This window comes from Flavobacterium crocinum (assembly GCF_003122385.1).
Lineage (GTDB): Bacteria > Bacteroidota > Bacteroidia > Flavobacteriales > Flavobacteriaceae > Flavobacterium > Flavobacterium crocinum.
Genome location: NZ_CP029255.1, coordinates 4,896,612 through 4,920,703, shown reverse-complemented (window position 1 = coordinate 4,920,703; position 24,092 = coordinate 4,896,612). Strand labels below are relative to the sequence as shown.

Genomic DNA, 24,092 nt, shown 5'->3' with positions numbered 1-24,092 from the left:
AAAATGACAAACTTATTTGACATAAAAGGAAAAGTTGCTCTTATAACGGGAAGCACACACGGACTGGGAATGGCAATGGCAAAAGGACTTGGACAAGCGGGTGCAACAATTGTGGTGAATGGAAATTCGTCTCAGGAAAAAATTGATAATGCTGTAAACGAATTGAAAAGTGAAGGCATTAATGCAGTTGGTTACAAATTCAATGTAACAGAAGAGCAAGAAGTAAAAACTGCTGTTGCAAAAATTGAAAACGAAGTTGGTCCAATCGATATCTTGATCAACAATGCTGGAATTATTAAAAGAATTCCATTGCTTGATATGGAAGTTTCAGATTTCAGAGAAGTAGTAGACATTGATTTAGTTAGTCCATTTATCGTTTCTAAGCATGTTGCAAAGGGAATGATAGAAAGAAGACAAGGAAAAATCATCAATATTTGCTCTATGATGAGTGAATTAGGAAGAAATACAGTGTCTGCTTACGCTGCCGCAAAAGGAGGCTTAAAAATGCTGACTAAAAACATGGCAACTGAATGGGCAAAATACAATGTTCAGATTAACGGAATCGGGCCAGGTTATTTCGCTACAGAACAAACAAAACCAATTAGGGTAGACGGACATCCGTTTAATGATTTTATCATTAGCAGAACTCCTGCTGCAAAATGGGGAGATCCAGGTGATTTAGCCGGAGCAGCTATATTTTTATCATCCAAAGCAAGCGATTTTGTAAACGGACATATTTTATATGTTGACGGTGGAATCCTTGCAACAATTGGAAAACCTTCAAACGAAGAATAATTCTCAAATTATATTTAAAAAGACATGAGCGCAAACACATTCATACATGACAATTTTTTATTAGAAAATAAATACGCTGAAGAGTTGTATCATAATTACTCTAAAAATCAGCCAATTATTGATTACCACAATCACTTAAATCCTCAGTTTATCGCTGAAGATAAGATTTTTGATAACATTACGAATGTATGGATTAATGGAGACCACTATAAGTGGCGTGCAATGCGTACTTTAGGAATTAATGAGCAGTTTGTAACAGGAAATGGTTCGGATAAAGATAAATTCTTAAACTGGGCAAAAACAGTTCCGTACACGATGCGTAATCCTTTGTACCACTGGACACATTTAGAGTTAGCGCGCTATTTTGATATTTATGATTTGCTGAATGAAAAATCGGCTGAGAAAATTTACATTGAAACTTCTGAAAAAGTAAATTCTCAGGCGTACAGTACACAAAATCTTCTTAAAAAAGTAAACGCTGAATTAGTTTGTACTACAGAAGATCCAATTGATAGTTTAGAATTTCACAAAAAATTTGCAAACAATTCGACTGGAATTAAAATGAGTACGGCTTTCAGACCTGATAAAGCCATCTTAATTGCTAATGATGGTTATAATGCATATCTGGACACATTAGGGGATGTGTCCGGTATTGCAATTAATACTTTTACTGATTTACAAGCTGCGTTAAGAAACAGAATTGAATTTTTTAATGCAAACGGATGTAAATTAAGTGATCACGGTTTAGATCAAATTTATTTTGAAGAATTTACAGAATCTGAGATAGCTGCAACTTTCAAAAAGAAAAGAGAAAACAGAATCATAACACCGGAAGAAGCTTTAAAATTCCAAAGTGCTGTTTTAATTTTCTTATGCGAAACGTATCATGAATTTGGATGGGTACAGCAATTTCACTTAGGGGCATTGCGTAACAACAACGCTCGTATGCATAGAATTTTGGGTCCGGATACAGGATGGGATTCTATAGGGGATTATCCTCAGGCACAAAAATTATCTGGTTTCTTAAATGCTTTAGACAGTAAAGATAAATTGAGTAAAACCATTATCTATAATCTAAATCCTGCTGATAACGAAGTTATGGCTACTATGATTGGAAACTTCAACGACGGAAGTGTTCGTGGAAAAGTACAATTTGGTTCAGGATGGTGGTTCTTGGATCAAAAAGATGGAATGACAAAGCAATTGAACGCGCTTTCAAACATGGGTTTAATTAGTTGTTTTGTTGGAATGCTTACAGATTCTAGAAGTTTTTTATCGTTCCCACGACACGAATATTTCAGACGTATTTTATGTAATCTTTTGGGTGACGAAATCAAACGTGGTGAACTTCCAAACGATATGGAATGGATCGGAAAATTAGTTGCTGATATTTCATACAACAACGCTAAAGAATATTTTAAGTTTTAAATAAAGTATAACCGCAAGGTTCGCAAAGATTTACGCAAGGCTCGCTAAATGAAATCCTTTTTAATCATTGTAATCTGTGGCAAAAAAAATATATAAATAATGAGTAGAGTAGTTGCATTTGGAGAAATCATGCTGCGTTTATCGACAGAAAGACATTTGCGTTTTTCGCAATCTACGGCATTTGGTGCTACGTATGGTGGCGGTGAATTTAATGTATGTGTTTCTTTGGCAAATTATGGTGTAAATGCTGAATTTGTTACCAGATTACCTGAAAATGAAATTGGTTTTTCTGCATTGAAAGAAATCAGAAAAATGAATGTCGAATCTAAAAACATTGTTTACGGAGGAGAACGTTTAGGAATCTATTTCTTGGAAACAGGAGCAGGGACACGTGGAAGTAATGTAGTTTACGATCGTGCACATAGTGCAATGTCAACTATTGAAAAAGGACAGGTTGACTGGGATAAAGTTTTGGATGGAGCAGAATGGTTTCACTGGAGCGGCATTACGCCAGCTATTTCTCAAACTGCTGCAGAAGCTTGTTTAGAAGCAATAAAAGTCGCTCACAAAAAAGGAATTAAAATTTCTTGTGATTTAAATTATAGATCAAAACTTTGGCAATATGGCAAAACGCCAAACGAAGTAATGCCGGAAATGCTAAAATACAGCAATGTTATTTTGGGAGATATTGACACAGCGTATTTTATGTTAGGAATTCCTAAAGTAAATCCAAATTATCAAGATGAAAAATCACTTCCGACTTTATATACAAAGTTGTTTGAATTGATTCCGAATCTTCAAGTTGCTGCTACAACTTTGCGTTATTCTGTAAGTGCTTCTCACCAAAGAATCGGCGGAATTTTGTTTGATGGAAAAGCAATTTATAGTGCAAAAGTAAAAGAAGTTACACCGGTTGTAGATCGTGTAGGAAGTGGAGATGCTTTTATGGGCGGATTAATTTACGGACTATTAGAATATCAAAATAATAACCAAAGAGCTTTAGATTTTGCAGTTGCAGCTTGTTGTTTGAAACATACAATTGCAGGAGATTATAACTTGGTTACTTTAAAAGAAGTTGAAAATATGATTGATGGTGATGGTTCTGCATTAGTATCAAGATAATTTTAAAATAAAAATGGCAAAATATTCAAGAATTGAAGTAGCTCAGACAATGAAAGAGAATGGTATGGTTCCGTTGTTTTTTCATTCTGACATTGAGCTGAGTAAAAAAGTTTTAAAAGCATGTTATGACGGAGGTTCCAGATTGATGGAGTTTACCAGTAGAGGTGATTTTGCACATGAAGTTTTCGGAGCTTTAAACAAATATGCTTTGGCAGAACTTCCGGGAATGATTCTGGGAGTCGGTTCTATTACAGATGCAGCTTCGGCTTCGTTATATATGAGTTTAGGCGCAAATTTTATTGTAACTCCTGTTTTCAGGGAAGATATTGCAATAGCCTGCAACCGCAGAAAAGTATTGTGGTCTCCTGGATGTGGCACATTAACAGAAATAGCAAGAGCAGAAGAATTAGGCTGTGAAATCGTGAAATTATTTCCAGCTGATACTTATGGGCCTGAATTTATCAAAGCCATAAAAGGTCCTTGTCCATGGACAAATATTATGCCGACAGGAGGAGTTTATCCAACAGTGGAAAGTTTAAGCTCATGGCTTAATGCTGGAGCAACTTGCGTTGGTTTAGGTTCTCAATTAATTTCAAAAGACATATTAGAAAAGAAAGACTTTGACGGACTTACTATAAAAGTGAAACAGGTTCTTGACATTATAAAAGATATTAGAAAATAAGATTAAGGGGTAATCATGCCAACTCCTTATTTTATAAGTTTTTTTTAGATTTTTAGAGATTGTAATTGAACATTACGCTTGAAAAATTTAGCTAGCCATTCCTCACAGCCGGCTTTATTTTACTCAATCGGGTGTAATGTTTCTTTTACAGTTTAAAAGGCAGAAATGATGAAATAGGGTTTATAGATGGTTATTTATAACGCATTAAAGAAAATTTGAAATGAAAAAATTAAATAGAATAAATACAGGATTAGAAAAGTTACAGCCAATTAAGGTAGTTCAGTTTGGAGAAGGTAATTTTTTAAGAGCCTTTGTTGATTATGCTTTTGATAAACTAAATAAAGAAGTTGATTTTAATGCCGGTATTGCAGTAGTTCAGCCTTTGAAAGACGGTATGGTAAACATGATTAATGATCAGGACGGTCTTTATACCTTGTTTATGAACGGAATTAAAAAAGGTGAAAAGGTACAAGATATTGTGTTGATTAATAATATTGTAAAAACTATAAACCCGTATACTGAATTTGCAAATTATTTGGCTTTAGCCAAAGAAGAAGAGCTTCAGTTTATCGTTTCTAATACTACAGAAGCCGGAATTGAATTTATTGGAAGTGATACTCCAGACATGCAGCCACCAGTTTCATTTCCTGCAAAATTGACGGTTTTATTATATGAAAGATTTAAGCACTTTAATGGAGATGCTTCTAAAGGAGTTACAATAATTCCTTGTGAATTAATTGATTATAACTCTGAGACGCTAAAAAAATATATTTTACAATATGTTGATTTGTGGAAACTAGAAGATGCATTTAAAACTTGGGTATCAGAGGCTTGTACCTATCATAGTACTTTGGTTGACAGAATTGTTCCTGGATATCCAAGAGCTGAAATTGAAGAATACAATAGTAAATTAGATTATGAGGACAATTTAATTGTTGCAGCTGAACCTTTTTTCCTTTGGGCTATTGAAGGAGGAGATGATCTAAAAGCAAAATTGCCTTTTCATAAAACAGATTTAAATGTAAAAATCGTTGATGATATACGTCCTTTTAAAATGATTAAGGTTCGTATCTTAAACGGTGCGCATACAGCAATGGTTCCTTTTTCACTTTTGCATGGTAATAAATTAGTAATGGAAACTGTTAACGGAGATTTTACCGGAAAATTTGTAAATAGCGTTATTAGTGAAATTAGTGAAACTCTTGATATGGACAAAAATGAAATTACGGCCTATTCTGAGGAAGTAATGGACCGATTTAAAAATCCATTTATCAAACATGCACTTGCTGATATTGCATTGAATTCTGTATCGAAATTCAAAGTAAGAGTTTTGCCTAGTTTATTAGGATACTACAATGCTAACAAAAAATTGCCTGTTAATTTGACTTTTTCATTAGCGAGTTTAATTCGTTTCTACAAAGGAACTTGGAATGGCCAAAGTTTACCAGTTAAAGATGGTGAAGATATTGTTTTATTTTTTGAAGGTTTGTGGAAATCAGATGATTATGAAAAAATAGCTCGTTTAACATTACAAAACAAAGGTTTCTGGGATGAAGATTTAACTGAAATTCCTGGATTAACAAGAGCAATTACAATTGCATTAGAAGAAATAGATTCAAACGGAATTGAAGCAGGTTTTGCTAAGTTTCAAGAAAGAATAAAATAAAAAAAAATCAATCAATAAATCTAATTTAATCTGCTAAAATCTTTTAAAATCTGCGTGAAATTATTTTTGCGCATTGATTTTCACGCAGATTTATACAGATCAAAGCAGATTTACACAGATTTGAATCTAAGCTGGGGAGTAAAATTCAGAAGAAAGTAATTTTGCTCAACGGGTTGAAAATAAGAGAAAAACAAAAAGAACAAAGAACAAAGGTTAATTATGGCAACGCAGAAAAAATTAATAAAAGTGAACCCAACCGATAATGTTGCGGTTGCTTTGGTGGATCTTACTGCAGGCGAAGTGATTGATTTTGAAGGACAATCAATTACCGTAGAGTCTGACGTAAAAATGAAACATAAGATTGCAATGGTTCCTTTTAATGTAGGAGACAGAATCATTATGTATGGTGTTTTGGTTGGAAAAGCAAGCGCTAGAATCGAAAAAGGCGGTTTACTTTCTACATTAAACGTAAAACACGAAAGTGATAAAGTTACTGGCAAAACAGAAACTATTGGCTGGACTGCACCAAATATCGATAAATGGAAAGACAGAACGTGGCAGGGCTATCATAGAGAAGATGGACAGGTTGGAACAGAAAATGTTTGGTTATTTTTTCCATTAGTTTTTTGTGAAAACAGAAACATTGAAATCTTAAAAGATATTTTTGAGAAAGAATTGATGAAACCAAAAGAGAACGATTATCAGTTATTGTTGCGTTCTTTGGTGAAATCAGAGACAGGTGGAGCAGGAAATCAGGAAGCTTCAAACGATGCGAATTTATTCAATAATATTCAGGTAAAATTCATTACGCACCAAGGAGGTTGCGGTGGAATTCGTCAGGATTCACATAGTTTGGCGAAGCTTTTGGCGGGTTATGTAAATAATCCAAACGTAGCTGGAGCAACGGTGTTGAGTTTAGGATGCCAGAATCTTCAGATTTCAATTTTTAAAGAAGCTTTAGATGCAATCAATCCGGATAGTAAAAAGCCTGTTTTGATTTACGATCAACAATCTATCGGAACAATTGAAACGATGTTGAGCAGTGTGGTAAAAGACACTTTTGAAGCGATTAAAAAAGCAAACGAGATCAAGAGGGAACCAGCACCATTATCTAAGTTAAGAATTGGTTTGGAATGTGGTGGATCTGATGGATTCTCTGGAATTTCTGCAAATCCAACATTAGGAGTGTTATCCGATCATTTAGTTGCTTTGGGAGGAACTACAATTCTTTCTGAATTTCCTGAATTATGTGGAGTAGAACAGGAATTAGTAAACCGTTGTATAGATGATAAGGATGGAAAACGTTTCTTAGACTTGATGAAATGGTACGAAAAAACAGTTGTTGATGCAGGTTCAGGATTTGACATGAATCCTTCTCCGGGTAACATTAAGGACGGTTTGATTACAGATGCTATGAAATCGGCTGGTGCTGCTAAAAAAGGTGGAACGTCGCCAATTACAGGTGTTTATGATTATGGAGAATATATTAACGAACCAGGCTTTACGTTGTTGTGTACGCCAGGTAATGACGTAGAATGTACAACTGCAATGGTAGGTTCCGGAGCGAATATGGTATTGTTTACAACAGGTTTAGGTACTCCAACGGGAAACCCAATCGCGCCGGTTGTGAAGATTTCTTCAAACACACAATTAGCAAACAAAATGTCTGATATTATTGATATTGATACGGGTGGAATTATCACTGGAGAAAAATCAATTGATGAAATGGCAGACGAAATGCTTGAGTTTATTATTAATGTTGCAAGTGGTAATATTAAAACAAAAGCAGCAGTTTTAAATCAGAATGATTTTATTCCTTGGAAAAGAGGGGTTTCTCTTTAGTCTTTTAGGCTCAAAGTTGCAGAGTTACAAAGAGACAAAGGTTTTATATAGAAGACGCACAATATGGTGCGTCTTTTTTTATGTTAAGTTTGTCTGTATGCGTCTCTTGTTTTTCGAGAAAGCTTCGGAGATGCGAAATATTTATAGTAAAAGATTAGCGGTTACCACATAAAGCTCCAGCGGAGCGACATATTTTTCTGCAACCTAAATATTTCGCTCCGCTCGAGTTTTATTCTCGATCGCTAATTGTTATCTATAAATATTTCGCGTCTCCGAAGCTTGCATAAAAAAAGCCCATTCTAAAATGAGCTTATATAACTTATATGGTTTAAAAAATTAAAAGTTGGTTTTAGCAGAAGATTTACGAATGTGTAATTCGGGTGCTAGAACAACCTTTTTTTCAATTTTAATCGTATCAGTTTTGTCTACTTGTTCTAAGAAAACACGTGCAGACATTTTACCCATTTCTAAAGGAGACTGATCTACAGAAGTAATAGATAATTCCATAAATTTAGTAAATGGCTCATTACTGAATCCTGCTACGCAAAACTCATTAGGAATGCTTATATTGCGTTCTTTTAGCTCCTGAATAGCTCCTAATGCAGCAAAATCACTCGAAGAGAAAAGAGCGTCGGGAGGTGTTTCTAATTGTAAAAGTTTATCAACCGATTCTTTACCGGCATCTACAGAACTTTTGGTGTAAATTACATATTCCTCTTTAAAATCAATTCCATTGTCTAATAGAGCTTGTTTGTAACCTAAAAACCTGTTTTTGAAAATATCTAAGGATTGATCTCCCGAAAAATGCGCAATATTTCTGCAGCCTTCATCAATTAGATGTTTGGTTGCCAGGTAACCACCTTTAAAGTCGTTAATAGTAACGGAACTAACACCATCAATATGTTTGCTTCGGTCAAAAAATATCAACGGTACATTTTTTTCTAATACATTTCTGAATGCACTGTCATTTTCATTCGAAATACCCGTGACTGACATCATGATTCCATCTACTTGTGCATCTACAAGAGTATGAAGGTTTTCATTCTCTCTTTTAATGCTTTCGTGTGTTTGACAAATAATCACTTGATAACCATGAGGGTAAAGTTCTTCTTCGATTCCCCGAATAACAGAAGCGAAAAAGTTACTGTCAATACGTGGTACAATAACACCGATATTATTACTTCGACCGCTCTTTAAAGCTAGTGCTAATTTATTTTGCTTGTAATTCATCGCTGCGGCAGTTTTGATAACCAGTTCGCGAGTAGCCTCCTTGATTTTAGGATTATTGTTTAATGCTCTCGAAACCGTTGCAGCAGTGATATTTAGTTTTTCAGCAATATCATAAATAGTTACTTTTTCACTCATTAAAAAAAAGTTTATCGGTTTATTTTAGACAAAAGTACATTTTTTTTCATTATGTAATAAAAATTGTTATCGATTACCATAATCAAAAACTAAAACGATTTAGGTTTTACAATGATAATAAATTATCTAAATTTTTGCATTAAATGTAATTAAAATTTATAATAAAAATTAAATATATAATTTTTTTCTAAATTAATTTGGTGTCTTAGAACAATTTTTCTACTTTCGTGTAATCGATTACATGATTTTATAGTGTTTTCGGTTCTAAACAGGAAAATATAGCGTAAATGATTACTAATAAGACCTTCACATTAAAAAAGATTCTACTTTTAACTGCTTTTGGTATATTGGCTGTTTCATGTACAAAACATGTTTCATCCCTTTCTTCAGATTCAGACAACACATGGAAGAGAATGGAGATGGTTTTGAAAAGTATTCCGCAGACTCGTTTTTCTGACAAAGTGTATAATATAAATGACTTTGGTGCAGTTGCAGATGGAAAAACACTGAACACAACGGCATTCGAAAAAGCAATAAAAAAATGTGCTGCAAATGGTGGAGGTCAGGTTTTAGTTCCTGACGGAAAATATCTGACAGGTGCAATCCATTTAGAAAGTAATGTAAATCTGCACTTAGCAGATAAGGCTGAAATCCTTTTTAGTTTAAATCCGAAAGATTTTCCGATTGTTCATACTTCATGGGAAGGAACTGAGGTAATGAATTACTCTCCACTGATTTATGCTAAAAACAAAACGAATGTTGCTGTTACAGGAAAAGGCATATTAAACGGCCAGGCAGATAGTACCAATTGGTGGATTTGGGCGGGCAGTAAAAATTATGGATGGAAAAAAGGTTTTCCATCTCAAAATGACCCAACAAATCGCGAGGTTTTGGTGGATATGGCAGAAAAAGGTGTTCCAGTGTCTGAAAGAGTTTTTGGAGAAGGAAGGTATCTACGTCCCAATTTTATTGAATTTTTTGAATGTAATACTGTTTTAGTAAAAGATGTAACTGTAATTAATTCTCCATTTTGGATTTTACATCCAATAAAAACAAACAATATAATTATTGAAAGTGTAACGGTCAACAGTCACGGACCCAATAATGATGGTTGTGATCCTGAATATTCTCAAAATGTTGTGATTAAAAACTGCACATTCAATACAGGTGATGATTGTATTGCTATTAAAGCGGGACGCGATGGTGATGGTAGGAGAGTGGCAATTCCAAGTAAAAATATTATTGTGCAAAACTGCAAAATGATTGATGGTCACGGAGGTGTTGTAATTGGAAGTGAAATATCAGCAGGAGTAAATAATGTTTTTGTTGAAAACTGTGTTATGGACAGTCCAAATTTGGATCGTGCCATTCGCATCAAAACCAATTCAAAAAGAGGTGGAGTTATAGAAAATATTTTTGTTCGAAATCTTGAAGTAGGAACGGTAAAAGAATGTGTTTTAAAACTTAATATGTTTTATAACGTTTACGGATCTCAGACGGGAAATTTTATTCCAACGATAAGAAATGTCAGTTTAGAAAATGTAAATGTTAAGAATGGTGGCAAATATAGTGTTTGGGCAGATGGATATGCAGCATCACCAGTTGAAAATATCACATTAAAAAATGTAAAAATTCAGAAAGTAGATTCGCTTTACTTGTTGAAAAATGTAAAAAATATAAAGTTTATAGATACCTACGTTAATAGTAAAAAAGTAGAATCTGTAAAATAAGATTTTCTCAAAATTGGTAATTAGTAATTTGAAGATTTTTTGAGAGTATTGTTTTTTGAAGGAGTTAAAAAGGAGTTTAACTACTGTTAAGCTCCTTTCTTAACCGAAAAATAAAAATGAAAATGCAAAAATTGAAGTTAGTTTTAGCGGTATTTTTTTATGTTGTTTCGGCACAAAGCCAGCAGTATCAAATTGATTCGTCTTATACGATAAAAAGCACTTATGCTAAATTAATTAAAAAGCATCCTTTTATTACCATTCCAGAAGTTAAACCAAATCCTGATGTTCAGGAAATATTTGATTTGGTTTACAACAAAGAAAAAGATAGAGTACTTCATTTTGATGCCTTTGTCAATAAAAAAAAGAAAAAGAATCCGGCTGTAATTATGATCCATGGAGGCGGATGGAGATCTGGAAATAAAGATCAAATGCAGTTTATAGGAAAAGAAATCGCGGCAAAAGGATATACCACTTTTTCAATAGAATACAGATTGTCATTAGAAGCAAAATATCCAACAGGAGTAATTGATGTCAAAAATGCCATAAAATTTATCAAAGACAATGCTTCAAAATTTAATGTGGATGCCAATAAAATAGCAATTTTAGGCTGTTCTGCGGGAGGACAGATGGCGGCTTTAATTGGCACAACAAATAATAATCCAATTTTCGAAGACAAGACTTTTAAAAGTAAATCTTCCTCAAAAGTAAATGCAATCGTCGATGTAGATGGAGTTTTGGCAATGAAACACCCAGAATCTACTGAAGGAGAAGTGGCCGCTTTTTGGTTGGGTGGAAAATCAAATGAGATTCCGGAAAATTGGAAAAATGCTTCTGCTTTAACGCATACCGATAAAAATACACCGCCAATATTATATATCTGCAGCAGTATTCCCAGATTTCATGCAGGAAGAGACGATATGATTAAAATTTTGAATGAATATAAGATTTATAATGAAGTACATACGATAGCAGATTCTCCTCATTCCTTTTGGTTCTATGAACCTTGGTTTGGGCAGACAATTTCGTATACTGTAGGATTTTTAGATAAAATTTTTAAGTAATTTAGAATGAAAATCTAAACCAGTAAAAATTATGTCTAAATCTCTACTTACAAAGATTAATCTTAAAACGGCAATTGTTATATTATTTTTTTTAGGTTTTAAAACAATAGCTCAAAATCAAAACGAATCAGGAAAAAGTATAATTCCTTATGATTTAAAATGGTCGGAGAGAATGGCGCTTACGATCTTAAACAGATATCCGCAGGCCTGGCAGCTGGACGGAAACGAAAAGCCAAAGTGGGATTATAAAATGGGATTTGTATTGTCCGGTTTTGAAAAATTATATCAAAAAACAAATGATAAAAAGTATCTGAATTATATCAAAGAGTATGTTGATGAAATGATTGACAGCACCGGAAATATAAAAAAATATGTTAGTAAAGAATATAATATTGACTATCTGAACCCGGGAAAACTGCTTTTTAATTTGTATGATATTACAAAAGATTCCCGCTATCTGGAGATTATAGGGAAGTTAAGAACGCAATTAGAAACGCAGCCAAGAACTGCAAGTGGAGGATTTTGGCACAAACAAATTTATCCAAATCAAATGTGGATAGACGGTTTGTATATGGCAGAACCATTTTATACTCAGTTCACTGTAAAATATGAAAAAGGAAAAAGTTTAGAGGATATTGCAAAACAATTTGAATTGGTTCAAAATCATATTGTAGATAAAAAAACAGGTTTAGTTTATCAGGCTTGGGACGAAAGCAAAGAAATTGGATGGGCAGACAAACAAAAGGGAACTTCACCTACAATCTGGGGAAGGGGAATTGGATGGTACATGGTAGCATTGGTAGAAACTTTAGATTATTTTCCAAAGTCACACCCAAAGCATAAAGTTTTGGTACAATATCTGAATGAGATTGCAAAGAATGTAAATCAGTATAAAAGCGAATCTGGTTTGTGGTATCAGGTAGCGGATAAACCGGAAAAGTTTGGAAATTATGTTGAGCCTTCTGCTTCCGGTATGATAATTTATGCTTTTGCAAAAGGAACCAATAACGGCTATTTGGGAGGAAGTTATAAAACTACAGCTAAAAAATCTTTTGACAGTTTTGTAAAAGAATTTATAAAAGTAGATAAAAAAGGAGAGATAAATGTTTTGAATGTGTCATCGAACATTGGTTTGGGAGGAAAGTCCTTTCGTGATGGAACAAACGAATATTACCTTACTTCAAAACCAAGAGATAACGGTGCAATAGGTCTTGGAGCCTTTTTGCTGGCCGCGATAGAATTAAATAAATAATAGAATTTAAATATATTTTGAAATGAAAAGTAATAGAAAGCAAAGTTATTGGATGTCGTTTTTGATGATCTGTGTTATGACGATTACAAGTTGTAAAGTAACTTCTCAGGAGCCTGCAAAGAAAGATATCGTAATTGCAAAAAATGCGAAGTGGTCTGATAAAATGGCTTTGACATTAATGAAGCGTCATCCTGAATCCTATATGCTGGACGATGCTAAAAAGCCAAAATGGGATTATGTACACGCTTTAGTACTGCATTCAATTGAAGAATTGTACAAAAAAAATCCGGATCCAAGATACAAAGCTTATGTAAGAGGTTATGTAGATCAATTGGTACAGGCAGACGGAAGTATCAACACTTATGAATTTGACAAGTTTAATATCGATTTAGTTCTTCCTGGACGTTTACTTTTTGATGTTTATGCTTATTCAAAAGAAGATAAATACTTAAAAGCACTACAGTTAATCCGTAAGCAGCTTTCGGAGCAACCAAGAACTGTGAGCGGCGGATTCTGGCACAAACAAATCTATCCAAATCAAATGTGGTTAGATGGTTTATATATGGGAGAACCTTTCTACGCAGAATATACAGCGAAGTTTGAGAATGGAAAAAGTTTCGATGATATCGCAAAACAGTTTGAATTGATTCAGTCGAAAGCTACAGATCCAAAAACTGGATTATTATACCATGGATGGGACGAAAGTAAACAAATGCCATGGGCTAATAAAGAAACGGGAAATTCACCAAATTTCTGGTCCAGATCTTTAGGCTGGTACGTAATGGCTTTGGTTGATGTATTAGATTATATGCCAAAGGATCATCCAAAAAGAAAAGAATTGATTCAGTATTTAAACAATTCTTCTGAGGCTATACTTAAATTTCAGGATAAATCAGGTTTATGGTATCAGGTAACGGATAAAGGCGGAGAAAAAGGAAATTATCTAGAAGCTTCTGGTTCAGCTATGTTTGCTTATGCTTATGCAAAAGGAGCTAATAAAGGTTATTTGCCAGCTAAATTTAAGAAAGCAGCTAACAAAGCTTTTGATGGATTAACTACAGTTTTAATTAAAAAAGTAGATGAAGATGGCGGAATCACTTTGACAAACTGCTGTCAGGTTGCAGGTTTAGGAGGAACTCCATACCGTGACGGATCTTACGAATATTACGTAAACGAAAGAAAAAAAGATAACGATCCTAAAGCAACTGGACCATTTATTTTAGCTGCTATAGAATTAAATAGATAAGAAATCATTTCAGAAACCCGACAAGTTTTTTAAACCTGTCGGGTTTAATTGAAATAATAGTTTCAAAAAATGAAAAATATAAAAATCATCCTTTTACTTTTCTCTATTTTTTTCTTTCAGAAAGGTACAGCACAAGTCTGGGTTCCTGATAATGATGACGGCACATACACCAATCCAATTCTTCATGCTGATTATTCAGATCCGGATGTTGTTCGCGTAGGAGATGATTATTATATGACTGCTTCTTCATTTAACTGTATTCCTGGTCTTCCAATTCTACATTCTAAAGACTTAATAAACTGGAAAATTATAGGTTATGCACTGGCGAAACAACCACCTTATGAAACTTATGATAGAGTACAGCATGGGAATGGAGTTTGGGCGCCAAGTATTACGTACCATAAAAATGAGTTTTACATTTATTATCCAGATCCCGATTTCGGAATTTATATGATTAAAGCCAAAAAAGCGGAAGGACCATGGTCGGAACCGCTTTTGGTTAAAGCAGGAAAAGGACTTATAGATCCAAGTCCACTTTGGGATACAGATGGTAAAGCTTATATGACCCATGCTTTTGCAGGAAGCCGCGCACAGATTAAAAGTTTATTAGTTGTTTGCACTATGAATCCAGAAGGAACCGTCGTAAACAATGACGAAGTAATGGTAATTGATGGGCATGAAGGCGAAGAAACCATAGAAGGTCCAAAATTTTATAAACGAAATAACTATTACTATATTTTTGCTCCGGCAGGTGGTGTGCCAACAGGATGGCAGAGTATTTTACGATCTAGAAATGTTTTTGGACCTTATGAAAAGAAAAAGGTTTTGGAACAAGGTTCTACAACTATAAATGGTCCGCATCAAGGTGCTTGGGTAACAACTCAAACAGGAGAAGACTGGTTTTTTCATTTTCAGGATAAAGGAGCTTATGGTCGAATTGTTCATTTACAACCCATGAAATGGATAAACGACTGGCCGGTTATGGGAGAAGATTTTGATAAAAACGGAATCGGAGAACCAGTTACTACTTATAAAAAACCAAATGTTGGTAAAAAATATCCAATAGAAGTACCTGAAACTTCAGATGAATTTAATGAACCTAAACTGGGACTACAATGGCAATGGCAGGCTAACAAACAAACTAATTTTGGATTTCCAACTAGTTTAGGGTATCTGAATTTGTTTTGTAATACAGTATCTCAAAACATTTTTAATGCTCCAAATCTTTTATTACAAAAATTCCCGGCAGAAGAATTTACAGCAACAACAAAACTGACTTTCAATTCCAGATTAAATGGTGAATCAACAGGTTTAATTATTATGGGATTAGATTATAGTGCTCTCTGTTTCAAAAATGATAATGGGAAATTATATCTAAATCAGAAAACAGGAACTTTTGCAAATACTATTTCAGAAATAGAAACGAAATCTATATTAATAGAGAACAATACCATTTATTTGAGAGTAAAAATCAAGAAAGGTGCTATCTGTAACTTTTTCTACAGCTTAGATGATAAAAATTATCAGCCAATAGGAACTGAATTTAAAGCAAGAGAAGGAAAATGGATTGGTGCTAAAGTGGGACTTTTTGCTTTAGGTGAAGAAGTGAAAAATGATTCTGGAAATGTAGTAGTAGATTGGTTTAGAGTAACGAAATAAGAAAGAAATAATGCAGTTAAAAAAACAAATAATCCTTTTTTTATGTTTTTGCAGTTTTGCTGTAAAATCTCAGAATTCTTATAAGAGATGGCCTGAAATCATTCGTAAGAATGACGCAGCCTGGTTTGGATCGGATGAAGCCAAAAGAATTGCAGAGAATGTTTTACTGTATCAAAGAGATATTGGCGGCTGGCCCAAAAATATTCAGATGCAGGAAGAGCTGACTGAAAAACAGAAAAAAGATTTAATTGCACTGAAAAAAACTGCTGTTGAAACCACAACAGATAATGGAGCAACTTGTCAGGAAATGCTTTTTATGTCTAAGATGTATGCTCAGCTAAAAGATGAACGTTACAAAGAATCTTTTCTAAAAGGCTTGAATTATTTGTTGGAAGCACAGTATTCAAACGGCGGATGGCCTCAGTTTTATCCGTTAAAAAAAGGATATTATACGCATATTACTTACAATGATGATTCAATGGTTAATATTATGAATGTAATAAAAGCCATTGCTAATGAAACAGATTATTACAGTATTAAACCTTCGAAAGAAATTGTAGAGAAATGCAAAAAATCCTTTGACAAGGGAATAGATTGTATTTTAAAAACGCAATACAAACAAAATGGTGTTTTAACTGCATGGTGCGCCCAACACGATGAAGTTACCTTTGCGCCGGCAAATGCAAGAGCTTTTGAATTAGCTTCATTAAGTGGTTATGAATCGGCAAAAATTGTATTGCTATTGATGTCAATTGACAAACCTTCAAGAGAAATTGTAACCGCTGTTAAAAGTGCTGTGGAATGGTTTGAAAAAACGAAAATTACCAACTTAGCAGAGAAAAGAGTTTTAAATGACGCAGGAAAAATTATAGATAAAAAAATGATTCCAGCTGTAAACGCAAGTCCAATATGGGCTCGATTTATGGACTTAGAAACCAACGAACCTTTCTTTTGTGACCGTGACGGAATAAAAAAGAAATCAATTGATCAGATTGGTTCAGAACGCAGAAACGGCTATTCCTGGTATTCCGATGCTCCAAAAGAAGTTTTAAAAAGATTTCCGGATTGGGCAGTTAAAAATGGCACAAAAGTAGGTGCTGCAGAAAAAAAGAACATAAGCTTAATTACTGTAGCACAAGACGGTTCAGGAGATTTTACTAAAATTCAGGATGCTGTTTATGCAACTCCTGCATTCCCTTATGAAAAAGTGACAATCTTCATTAAAAATGGAATTTACAACGAAAAAGTCCGAATTCCGGAATGGAACAACAATGTAATTTTAAAAGGCGAAAGTAAAGAAAACACGATTATAACCTTTGATGATAATTTTTCAAAAATTGCTTTAGGAAGAAACAGTACTTTTTATACCTATACACTTTTGGTTGAAGCAGATGACTTTACAGCATCCAATTTGACGATTAAAAATACCTCAGGCGAACGTGGTCAGGCAATTGCATTATCAGTTACAGGAAACAGGGTCAAAATTTTAAATTGTAATATTTTAGGAAATCAGGATACTTTATACTTGTCAGGAAAAGAAGCAAAACAATATTTCAAAGATTGTTATATAGAAGGAACGACAGATTTTATTTTTGGAGGAGCTACTGCTTTATTCGAAAATTGTACCATTCACAGTATCAAAAGTTCTTATATCACTGCAGCTTCAACACCTGTAGGAACTTCTTTTGGTTTTGTTTTCAAAAACTGTAAACTAACTGCAAATCCTGATGCAAAAGAGGTGTATTTGGGAAGACCATGGAGAATCTATGCTAAAACGGTTTTCATAAACTGCGAAATGGGGAAACAAATTAAACCCGAAGGCTGGGAAAACTGGTCAAAACCGGAAGCAGAAAAAAACAGCTTTTATGCGGAATACAATTGTACGGGAGAAGGTTTTCAGCCTTCAAAAAGAGTTAGTTGGTCGCATCAGCTTTCAAAAAAAGATGCAGGGCAGTATACAATCGAAAATATCCTTAAGGATAAAACAGCTAATTGGTATTTAAATTAAGTGACTCTCATTTTTGAGAATGTAAATCAAAAAAACATGAATATTAGATATTTATTTCTTTTACTTCTTTTACTTTTTTCCTGTGTCTCGTTTTCGCAGAACAGTGATTTCCCATCTGCTAAAGTAGATTCAATAGTTAATAGTATTCAGATTCCAATATTCCCATCCTTTACAGTAGATGTTGTAAAGCTTGGAGCAAAAGGCGATTCTATTACTGACAACAAAAAGGTTTTTGATAAAGCAATGGCATTGTGCAAAAAGAATAATGGTGGTACTATAATAGTTCCAAAAGGAATTTATAAAATAAACGGTCCAATTCATTTTGTAAGTAATGTCAATCTGAGGATAGAAAAAGGAGCAAAAATAAAATTTAGTGACAATCCAAAAGATTATCTGCCATTGGTTTTAACAAGCTGGGAGGGCACAATACTCTATAATTACAGTCCGCTTATTTATGCAAATACTTGTAATAATATTGCCATTACCGGAGAAGGAACAATTGATGGAGAAGGAGGGAAAATCTGGAAAACCTTTAAAGTAAAAGAAGGAGCAGGTAAAAACTTAAGCCGTGAAATGAATCATACTAATGCGCCAATTGAAAACAGAAAATTTGGCGAAGGTTATTTTTTAAGACCGCAAATGATTCAGTTTTTAAATTGCAAAAATATTTTAGTAGAAAATATTAGAATTGAAAATTCGCCATTTTGGTGCCTACACTTATTAAAATCTCAGAGCATCACAATTCGTGGTATCAGCTATAAATCGTTGAATCATAACAATGATGGAATTGATCCTGAATATGCAAAAGACGTTTTAATAGAAAATGTTAACTTTGATAACGGAGATGACAATGTAGCCATAAAAGCAGGAAGAGATCATGAAGGACGAGCCAATACAGCAACACCAAGCGAAAATATTGTAATAAGAAACTGTAATTTTAAAGGACTTCACGGAGTGGTGATTGGCAGCGAAATGTCGGCTGGAGTACAGAATGTTTTTGTAGAAAATTGTAAAACAGCAGGGTATTTAAAAAGAGGAATTTATCTAAAAACCAATGCCGATCGTGGGGGATATATTAAAAATATATTTGTTAGAAATATTCAGTTAGATCAAGTAGAAGATTGCTTGTATATCACCGCAAATTATCATGGAGAAGGAAAAGGTTATCAGTCGGATATATCTAATGTACATTTTTCAAATATCAGCTGTAACAAAGCTTCTGAATCTGGAATTGTTATTCAGGGATTTACAGATAAAAAGATTCAAAACATATCATTAAAAAACATTGAGATCAAAGAAGCAAAAAATGCCTTATCAAACGAGAATGCAGAAAATGTTTTAATATCAGATGTTTTTATAGGGCATAAAGCAACGGTTCCTACAGCAGTTTCGAAGAATTAATTTTTTACCACAAAGTACACAAAGAAAACGCAAAGTTCGCAAAGCTTTAGACAATTTTCTTTGCGGTTAAACTAAAAGACACAAAGGAATAAAGTTTCTTCTGTAGTGTAGACGCACTGCAGTGCATCTACACAATAAATATCGATGAAGCTTTACGAAAAATATAACTTTGTGTCCTTTGCGTAAACCTTTGCATTCTGCGGTTAGACCACCACCAACAATAAAAAAACAAAAACAACAAACAAAATGAAAAAATACATTCTTCTAGCATTTCTAATAACATCCTTTAGTTTTGCACAAAAAACATCATTGTATTGTATTGGTGATTCAACAATGGCAAATAAAAAAGATCCAGATCGAAATCCGGAACATGGTTGGGCACAGGTCTTGCAATCTTTTTTTAAGGAAGATATAGTAGTTATAAACAAAGCAGTAAACGGAAGAAGCACCAAGAGTTTCATCAATGAAAAACGCTGGGATTCTATTTATAATAAGCTTAAAAAAGGAGATTACGTATTTATTGAATTTGGACATAATGATCAAAAAATAGAAGACTCTTCACGATATACAAATCCACACACAGCTTATAGATATAATCTTATTCGCTTTATAATGGAGAGTAGAGAAAAAGGAGCTATACCAATATTATTGACCTCTATTAGTAGACGAAACTTTAATGAAAAGGGAGTTTTAGTTCCTACACATGGCGAATATCCTTTAGAAACCCGTTTAGTGGCACAGGAATATAAAGTGCCATTTATCGATTTGGAATATTATACCGAGTTATTGGAACAGTCTTATGGACCGGAAAACTCGAAATTACTTCATTTACATTTTAAAGCAGGAGAAAATAATTATTATGATAAAGATAAAGCAGATGATACGCATTTGTCTTTAAAAGGGGCGCTTGAGGTTGCTCAGATAGTGGTCAGACAAATTAAATTGCTTGAAGATAAATCTTTGGCAAAATTAAAGACAGCTATTAAATAAAAACGTATAAGTTAAGAATTAAGCTTTTTCTATCTTAATTTAAACGTATAGTGGTAGTAAATATTTTAAACATAAGATACATTTGTAATTCTAAATAAAAATTTTAAAATTTAAAGTTTTTTGATTAACCAAAGTAATTAGTTCTTAAAAAGAGAAGGCTCAGGCTTTCTCTTTTTTTTGCCCTTATATTTTGTTCTTCTATCATTTATAATACACCTATAAAAAAGGAAAAAATCAACCTTTTCGTTTCTTTGTTGATTAAAATTTACGGGTTTAGTATTTAAAAACGTACAGAATTACCTTAATCTGTAAGTTTAAAAACTTTTACTGGCATTAATAAAACCTCTTTCAGGAGAAATTTGCACACTGAAATAAGATTTTGATTGTAAGTCTATTGTAGAAGGGAATTATTAAATCTCCTCTCTGCAGAACAAAAGATATGCTGAAAATCATTTTCTTATGGTTGTAAAATTATTAAAACATCTAAACAATTAAATGTCATGAAAAATAAATTACTCCCTTTATTTGTTGCTTTGGGATCTTATTCTGCTTATTCGCAAGTAGGTGTGGGGACATTAACGCCCAACGCTTCTGCTCAGTTGGATATAACTTCTGATAGCAAGGGGCTTTTGATTCCTCAAATTGCATTGAAAAGCAGCACAGATATTCAAACAATTAAAACTGGCAATGTTGAAAGTTTATTAGTTTTTAATACTTCTACAATAGCAGATATCACTCCAGGTTATTACTATTGGTATAAAGGAAGATGGAACAGAATTGCTATTTCTGGTGAAGGTGGAGGAAAAACTGAGACAGGTACAGGAACCGTCCCTCCGGCTGACAGAGGAAAGACTGATTATCCAGGAGAAAATGTACTTATTTACACTAACACCACAAATGGAGATGTTTATGTTCAAAATCCTGATGGAACCTGGACTAGAATTAATGGAAAAGATGGTGTAAATGGAGGCAATGGTGCACCAGGTACACCTGGAGTATCAATTCCTTTCGGTTCTACTATTTATGTGGATAAAACAACAAGCATAGTGTATGTTTTAACACCTGGATCAGATCCTTCAAAACCAGAAAACTGGATTCCGGTAAATGGAAAAGATGGTAACAATGGAAAAGACGGTATTAACGGAGGTAACGGAGTTCCAGGAGCAAGATAATAAAGGAATCTTTTTAAAAATGTTTAAAAGGAGGTTAAAAGCAGATTTTGATTTTTTTGAAAAATCTTTTTTTGATCATAGTGAAGATAAAACAAAAGAATACGACCGCATAGTGTATGTAGTTTATGATAAACAGGAATTACTGGGATTTCTACAGGAAAATAGAAGTTCAAATGTTTTGGTTTGTTTATTTGATAAACAGTTTTATACCAGCTTATCCTTTTTAGATATAATGAATAATCTGATCTTGTTTGATGAGTGTAAAACAAGACAAGAAATTTTTAAAGAAATAAAAACATTCTTTAAAAAGAAATTAGATTTTAGAAATGACAGTATGTCTTTACAGCAGTTAAATTTTATGGAAACAAAATTTCCTGAGTATTACAAAGCTATGTACTATTTAATGTAATAATTTATTCTTTATATTTTCTGTACATCTATTTTGATTGATAATGTACATGAATTGCAGGGTAAGGATTATTCCTTATCCTGCATTTTTTTTAAGTTGTTTCGGAACAATTAATTACCTTAAATTGTTCTGAAAAATAATTAGAAATAATGAAAAAGACTCTTATAATTTTAGTTATTATTGGTACTTTGAATTTCTCTTACTCTCAGGAAAAAAAATGTCTTTCCCGATGAAACTATTGTCACTAATTTTAGAAATCACCGAAAGTTATAGCTAAATGATCTGAAAAAAATACATTATAACTGATTTTGGAGTTGTAAATGATAGTACATTATTTCAAACCAAAAATGATACAAGGTGTAATGACCGGGCAGCAGCAAACGGAGGAGGTGTGATAATAATTCCGAAAGGTGCTTTTTTAACTGGTACTTTATTTCCAAAAATATAAGTTTAAAATGCACTCCTTTTTTTGGAGTTAAGAAAGATTCCAATGCGGGTTTGAGTAATTTTAAATTTGAAAATTTAAACATAGAATCTTTAAAAATGAAGATTGATAAAGGTCTTATTAAGGACATTACTTTTGAAAATGTCTATATCAATAAGGTGTTAGTGGAGTAATTTTGTACTGTCTAAGGCTTTTTTTCTTAATAAAATTGTAAGAAAAGGGAGTGTTTAGGTGCAATGTTTTATTATTATTCTTAGGGTTTAAGATACTTTGTATAAAGCCTGAAAACGAATTGTTAAAAGGAGTTCTTTGAATAAGTGTTTGATTTATAAATATTTGTGTTTGCTAAAGATTGCAAAAAATAAAGGGTCAATTTATTGTAAAGAAAATGAGTGAAAAACTGCATTAAATTTAACAGCAATTTTGTTGTAACTATCACACAAACTTTTATTTTTGTGGCTTAATTTAACAATATATAAGCATGAAAGATTTATTAGTAAAAATCAACGCCGAAATTGACACATTTAAAGCAGAAGCTGAATCTTTAACTGAAAAAGGTATTAAAGCTGCAGGTCCAAGAGCACGTAAAGCTACTTTAGAAATCGAAAAACTTTTAAAAGAGTTCAGAAAAGTTTCTATCGAAGAATCAAAAAAATAATACAACTAAAAACCTCGTCAATTGACGAGGTTTTTTTATACTTTAAAATACGTAAAGTTTAAGAAAAGAGAAGAAACCTATGTTACTTTGCTTCTCTGCAACTTTGTATCTTTAAATAGAATTTCTATCAATAAAATTAAACGGTACCTTTACTTGTCCTTTTTCTTTGTTTAAAATCATTCGGGCTGCGGTTTCTCCCATAATATTAAAATCGGTTGACATTACAGTAATACCTAATAATTCTTTTAGGGGAGTATCGTTATAAGAGATCACGCCAATTTCTTTCCCCAGAATAAATTCTTCATCACGAATCTGTTTCATTAAATTTACCAAATCAGATTCTTCGATTGTAATAAACAAATCACCTTTTTTAAGAATCATATCGTCATAAACCTCACTTAAAATCTCAAAATTGATTTCGTGTTCGACACAGAATTTTCTAAATCCATGCAAGATTCGTCTCGGATAAGGATAAACTGCTTTGTCCGGATAAACCAAAATTAATCGCTTGTATTTTGTAATTTTAGGAAGACCTTCTTTTAAGGCGTTATAAATATCGTTTTCAAAATCCTGATAAATTTTGATAACATCATCTCCGGTACCTAACTTAATATTGTCTAAAACAACTAGTTTTTCTTGCGGAATTTTTTTTATGGCATTTACAACTTCATCTGTAAAACTTAAGTGTTTTAATTCGTCTGTTTTAAAGTGTGTAGTAATTACATAATAATCGTATGCACCATCAAATTTATCCAGAATGTTTAGAAACAAGGTTTCATCGCAATGATAAATCTGAAGATCCACATGTGCATTTGCTCCCAAAGTATCAATAAAAGAGCTGTAGGTTTTCATTTTATAAGAACTCAGCTTATTGGTCAAAAACAAAATATTTACTTTAGACTCCAGTTTGGTTCTTGTGATATAGTAGCCTTTTCCTCTAATGGAAGAAATAATTTTTCTTTCCTTTAATATATTATATGCTTTCTCCACAGTATCACGAGACATATAAAATTCTTCACTAAAACTGTTGATAGAAGGAATTTTTTGATTGATTTTTAAATTTCCGTTGGCGATGTTCTGAAGAATCGAGTCAACAATCTGTTTGTATTTCGGAACTCGTGAATCTTCGTCTATTTTAATAAGTTTAATCATGGTGTCTGG

At 33.1% G+C, this 24,092-nt stretch carries 19 protein-coding genes; 17 read left to right on the top strand and 2 right to left on the bottom strand.

From position 1 onward, the window contains the following. The first annotated feature begins 3 nt into the window (after nucleotides 1-3). From HYN56_RS20955 to HYN56_RS20930, 6 genes are all read left to right on the top strand, one after another. Entirely contained in the window at nucleotides 4-795 is a 792-nt protein-coding gene (locus tag HYN56_RS20955; RefSeq protein WP_109193974.1) for a gluconate 5-dehydrogenase, read from the top strand. Between the two features lie 24 nt (nucleotides 796-819). After that, nucleotides 820-2,223, top strand: a complete 1,404-nt coding sequence (uxaC, locus tag HYN56_RS20950; RefSeq protein ID WP_109193973.1) for a glucuronate isomerase — start codon at nucleotides 820-822, stop codon at nucleotides 2,221-2,223. A gap of 99 nt (nucleotides 2,224-2,322) precedes the next feature. Beyond that, nucleotides 2,323-3,345 (top strand): sugar kinase, encoded by a 1,023-nt coding sequence (locus HYN56_RS20945; protein WP_109193972.1) that lies wholly within the window; start codon nucleotides 2,323-2,325, stop codon nucleotides 3,343-3,345. Nucleotides 3,346-3,358: 13 nt separating this feature from the next. After that, entirely contained in the window at nucleotides 3,359-4,027 is a 669-nt protein-coding gene (locus tag HYN56_RS20940; protein WP_109193971.1) for a bifunctional 4-hydroxy-2-oxoglutarate aldolase/2-dehydro-3-deoxy-phosphogluconate aldolase, read from the top strand. 220 nt (nucleotides 4,028-4,247) lie between these two features. Beyond that, nucleotides 4,248-5,693 (top strand): tagaturonate reductase, encoded by a 1,446-nt coding sequence (locus HYN56_RS20935; RefSeq protein ID WP_109193970.1) that lies wholly within the window; start codon nucleotides 4,248-4,250, stop codon nucleotides 5,691-5,693. Between the two features lie 219 nt (nucleotides 5,694-5,912). Next, on the top strand, nucleotides 5,913-7,535 hold the full coding sequence (locus HYN56_RS20930) for a UxaA family hydrolase (protein WP_109193969.1): 1,623 nt from the start codon (nucleotides 5,913-5,915) through the stop codon (nucleotides 7,533-7,535). 336 nt (nucleotides 7,536-7,871) lie between these two features. Here the strand turns inward: HYN56_RS20930 and HYN56_RS20925 are convergent, their stop codons facing one another. Further along, nucleotides 7,872-8,900, bottom strand: a complete 1,029-nt coding sequence (locus HYN56_RS20925) for a LacI family DNA-binding transcriptional regulator (protein WP_109193968.1) — start codon at nucleotides 8,898-8,900, stop codon at nucleotides 7,872-7,874. Between the two features lie 287 nt (nucleotides 8,901-9,187). Here HYN56_RS20925 and HYN56_RS20920 point away from each other — a divergent pair, with 287 nt between their 5' ends. From HYN56_RS20920 to HYN56_RS20870, 11 genes are all read left to right on the top strand, one after another. Then, nucleotides 9,188-10,630, top strand: coding sequence for a glycoside hydrolase family 28 protein (locus tag HYN56_RS20920; RefSeq protein WP_109193967.1), 1,443 nt, complete (start codon nucleotides 9,188-9,190; stop codon nucleotides 10,628-10,630). 122 nt (nucleotides 10,631-10,752) lie between these two features. Next, nucleotides 10,753-11,691: an alpha/beta hydrolase gene (locus tag HYN56_RS20915; protein WP_109194894.1), complete on the top strand. Its 939-nt coding sequence runs from the start codon at nucleotides 10,753-10,755 to the stop codon at nucleotides 11,689-11,691. 31 nt (nucleotides 11,692-11,722) lie between these two features. Continuing rightward, nucleotides 11,723-12,943 carry a glycoside hydrolase family 88/105 protein gene (locus tag HYN56_RS20910; RefSeq protein ID WP_109193966.1) on the top strand — a complete coding sequence of 407 codons (1,221 nt, stop codon included), beginning with the start codon at nucleotides 11,723-11,725 and terminating at the stop codon, nucleotides 12,941-12,943. Nucleotides 12,944-12,965: 22 nt separating this feature from the next. Continuing rightward, the gene (locus tag HYN56_RS20905) at nucleotides 12,966-14,189 is read left to right on the top strand and encodes a glycoside hydrolase family 88/105 protein (RefSeq protein ID WP_109193965.1); all 1,224 of its coding nucleotides are present in this window, start codon (nucleotides 12,966-12,968) and stop codon (nucleotides 14,187-14,189) included. A gap of 69 nt (nucleotides 14,190-14,258) precedes the next feature. Then, nucleotides 14,259-15,848, top strand: coding sequence for a glycoside hydrolase family 43 protein (locus HYN56_RS20900; RefSeq protein ID WP_109193964.1), 1,590 nt, complete (start codon nucleotides 14,259-14,261; stop codon nucleotides 15,846-15,848). A gap of 10 nt (nucleotides 15,849-15,858) precedes the next feature. After that, entirely contained in the window at nucleotides 15,859-17,856 is a 1,998-nt protein-coding gene (gene pelA / locus HYN56_RS20895) for a pectate lyase (protein WP_109193963.1), read from the top strand. A 36-nt stretch (nucleotides 17,857-17,892) separates the two neighbouring features. Continuing rightward, nucleotides 17,893-19,257 (top strand): glycoside hydrolase family 28 protein, encoded by a 1,365-nt coding sequence (locus HYN56_RS20890; protein WP_109193962.1) that lies wholly within the window; start codon nucleotides 17,893-17,895, stop codon nucleotides 19,255-19,257. A gap of 246 nt (nucleotides 19,258-19,503) precedes the next feature. After that, on the top strand, nucleotides 19,504-20,247 hold the full coding sequence (locus HYN56_RS20885; protein ID WP_109193961.1) for a rhamnogalacturonan acetylesterase: 744 nt from the start codon (nucleotides 19,504-19,506) through the stop codon (nucleotides 20,245-20,247). A gap of 500 nt (nucleotides 20,248-20,747) precedes the next feature. Further along, nucleotides 20,748-21,419: a hypothetical protein gene (locus tag HYN56_RS20880; protein ID WP_109193960.1), complete on the top strand. Its 672-nt coding sequence runs from the start codon at nucleotides 20,748-20,750 to the stop codon at nucleotides 21,417-21,419. Between the two features lie 19 nt (nucleotides 21,420-21,438). Then, the gene (locus tag HYN56_RS20875; RefSeq protein WP_109193959.1) at nucleotides 21,439-21,828 is read left to right on the top strand and encodes a hypothetical protein; all 390 of its coding nucleotides are present in this window, start codon (nucleotides 21,439-21,441) and stop codon (nucleotides 21,826-21,828) included. 926 nt (nucleotides 21,829-22,754) lie between these two features. Next, entirely contained in the window at nucleotides 22,755-22,931 is a 177-nt protein-coding gene (locus HYN56_RS20870; protein WP_026729959.1) for a histone H1, read from the top strand. 111 nt (nucleotides 22,932-23,042) lie between these two features. Here the strand turns inward: HYN56_RS20870 and HYN56_RS20865 are convergent, their stop codons facing one another. Next, nucleotides 23,043-24,083, bottom strand: coding sequence for a GntR family transcriptional regulator (locus tag HYN56_RS20865; RefSeq protein WP_109193958.1), 1,041 nt, complete (start codon nucleotides 24,081-24,083; stop codon nucleotides 23,043-23,045). Nucleotides 24,084-24,092: the final 9 nt, after the last annotated feature.

What these genes read in the sequence shown, in the direction of transcription:
- HYN56_RS20955 (WP_109193974.1), top strand. Translation starts at nt 4, where the DNA reads ATGACAAACTTATTTGACATAAAAGGAAAAGTTGCTCTTATAACGGGA.
- uxaC (WP_109193973.1), top strand. Translation starts at nt 820, where the DNA reads ATGAGCGCAAACACATTCATACATGACAATTTTTTATTAGAAAATAAA.
- HYN56_RS20945 (WP_109193972.1), top strand. Translation starts at nt 2,323, where the DNA reads ATGAGTAGAGTAGTTGCATTTGGAGAAATCATGCTGCGTTTATCGACA.
- HYN56_RS20940 (WP_109193971.1), top strand. Translation starts at nt 3,359, where the DNA reads ATGGCAAAATATTCAAGAATTGAAGTAGCTCAGACAATGAAAGAGAAT.
- HYN56_RS20935 (WP_109193970.1), top strand. Translation starts at nt 4,248, where the DNA reads ATGAAAAAATTAAATAGAATAAATACAGGATTAGAAAAGTTACAGCCA.
- HYN56_RS20930 (WP_109193969.1), top strand. Translation starts at nt 5,913, where the DNA reads ATGGCAACGCAGAAAAAATTAATAAAAGTGAACCCAACCGATAATGTT.
- HYN56_RS20925 (WP_109193968.1), bottom strand. Translation starts at nt 8,900, where the DNA reads ATGAGTGAAAAAGTAACTATTTATGATATTGCTGAAAAACTAAATATC.
- HYN56_RS20920 (WP_109193967.1), top strand. Translation starts at nt 9,188, where the DNA reads ATGATTACTAATAAGACCTTCACATTAAAAAAGATTCTACTTTTAACT.
- HYN56_RS20915 (WP_109194894.1), top strand. Translation starts at nt 10,753, where the DNA reads ATGCAAAAATTGAAGTTAGTTTTAGCGGTATTTTTTTATGTTGTTTCG.
- HYN56_RS20910 (WP_109193966.1), top strand. Translation starts at nt 11,723, where the DNA reads ATGTCTAAATCTCTACTTACAAAGATTAATCTTAAAACGGCAATTGTT.
- HYN56_RS20905 (WP_109193965.1), top strand. Translation starts at nt 12,966, where the DNA reads ATGAAAAGTAATAGAAAGCAAAGTTATTGGATGTCGTTTTTGATGATC.
- HYN56_RS20900 (WP_109193964.1), top strand. Translation starts at nt 14,259, where the DNA reads ATGAAAAATATAAAAATCATCCTTTTACTTTTCTCTATTTTTTTCTTT.
- pelA (WP_109193963.1), top strand. Translation starts at nt 15,859, where the DNA reads ATGCAGTTAAAAAAACAAATAATCCTTTTTTTATGTTTTTGCAGTTTT.
- HYN56_RS20890 (WP_109193962.1), top strand. Translation starts at nt 17,893, where the DNA reads ATGAATATTAGATATTTATTTCTTTTACTTCTTTTACTTTTTTCCTGT.
- HYN56_RS20885 (WP_109193961.1), top strand. Translation starts at nt 19,504, where the DNA reads ATGAAAAAATACATTCTTCTAGCATTTCTAATAACATCCTTTAGTTTT.
- HYN56_RS20880 (WP_109193960.1), top strand. Translation starts at nt 20,748, where the DNA reads ATGAAAAATAAATTACTCCCTTTATTTGTTGCTTTGGGATCTTATTCT.
- HYN56_RS20875 (WP_109193959.1), top strand. Translation starts at nt 21,439, where the DNA reads ATGTTTAAAAGGAGGTTAAAAGCAGATTTTGATTTTTTTGAAAAATCT.
- HYN56_RS20870 (WP_026729959.1), top strand. Translation starts at nt 22,755, where the DNA reads ATGAAAGATTTATTAGTAAAAATCAACGCCGAAATTGACACATTTAAA.
- HYN56_RS20865 (WP_109193958.1), bottom strand. Translation starts at nt 24,083, where the DNA reads ATGATTAAACTTATTAAAATAGACGAAGATTCACGAGTTCCGAAATAC.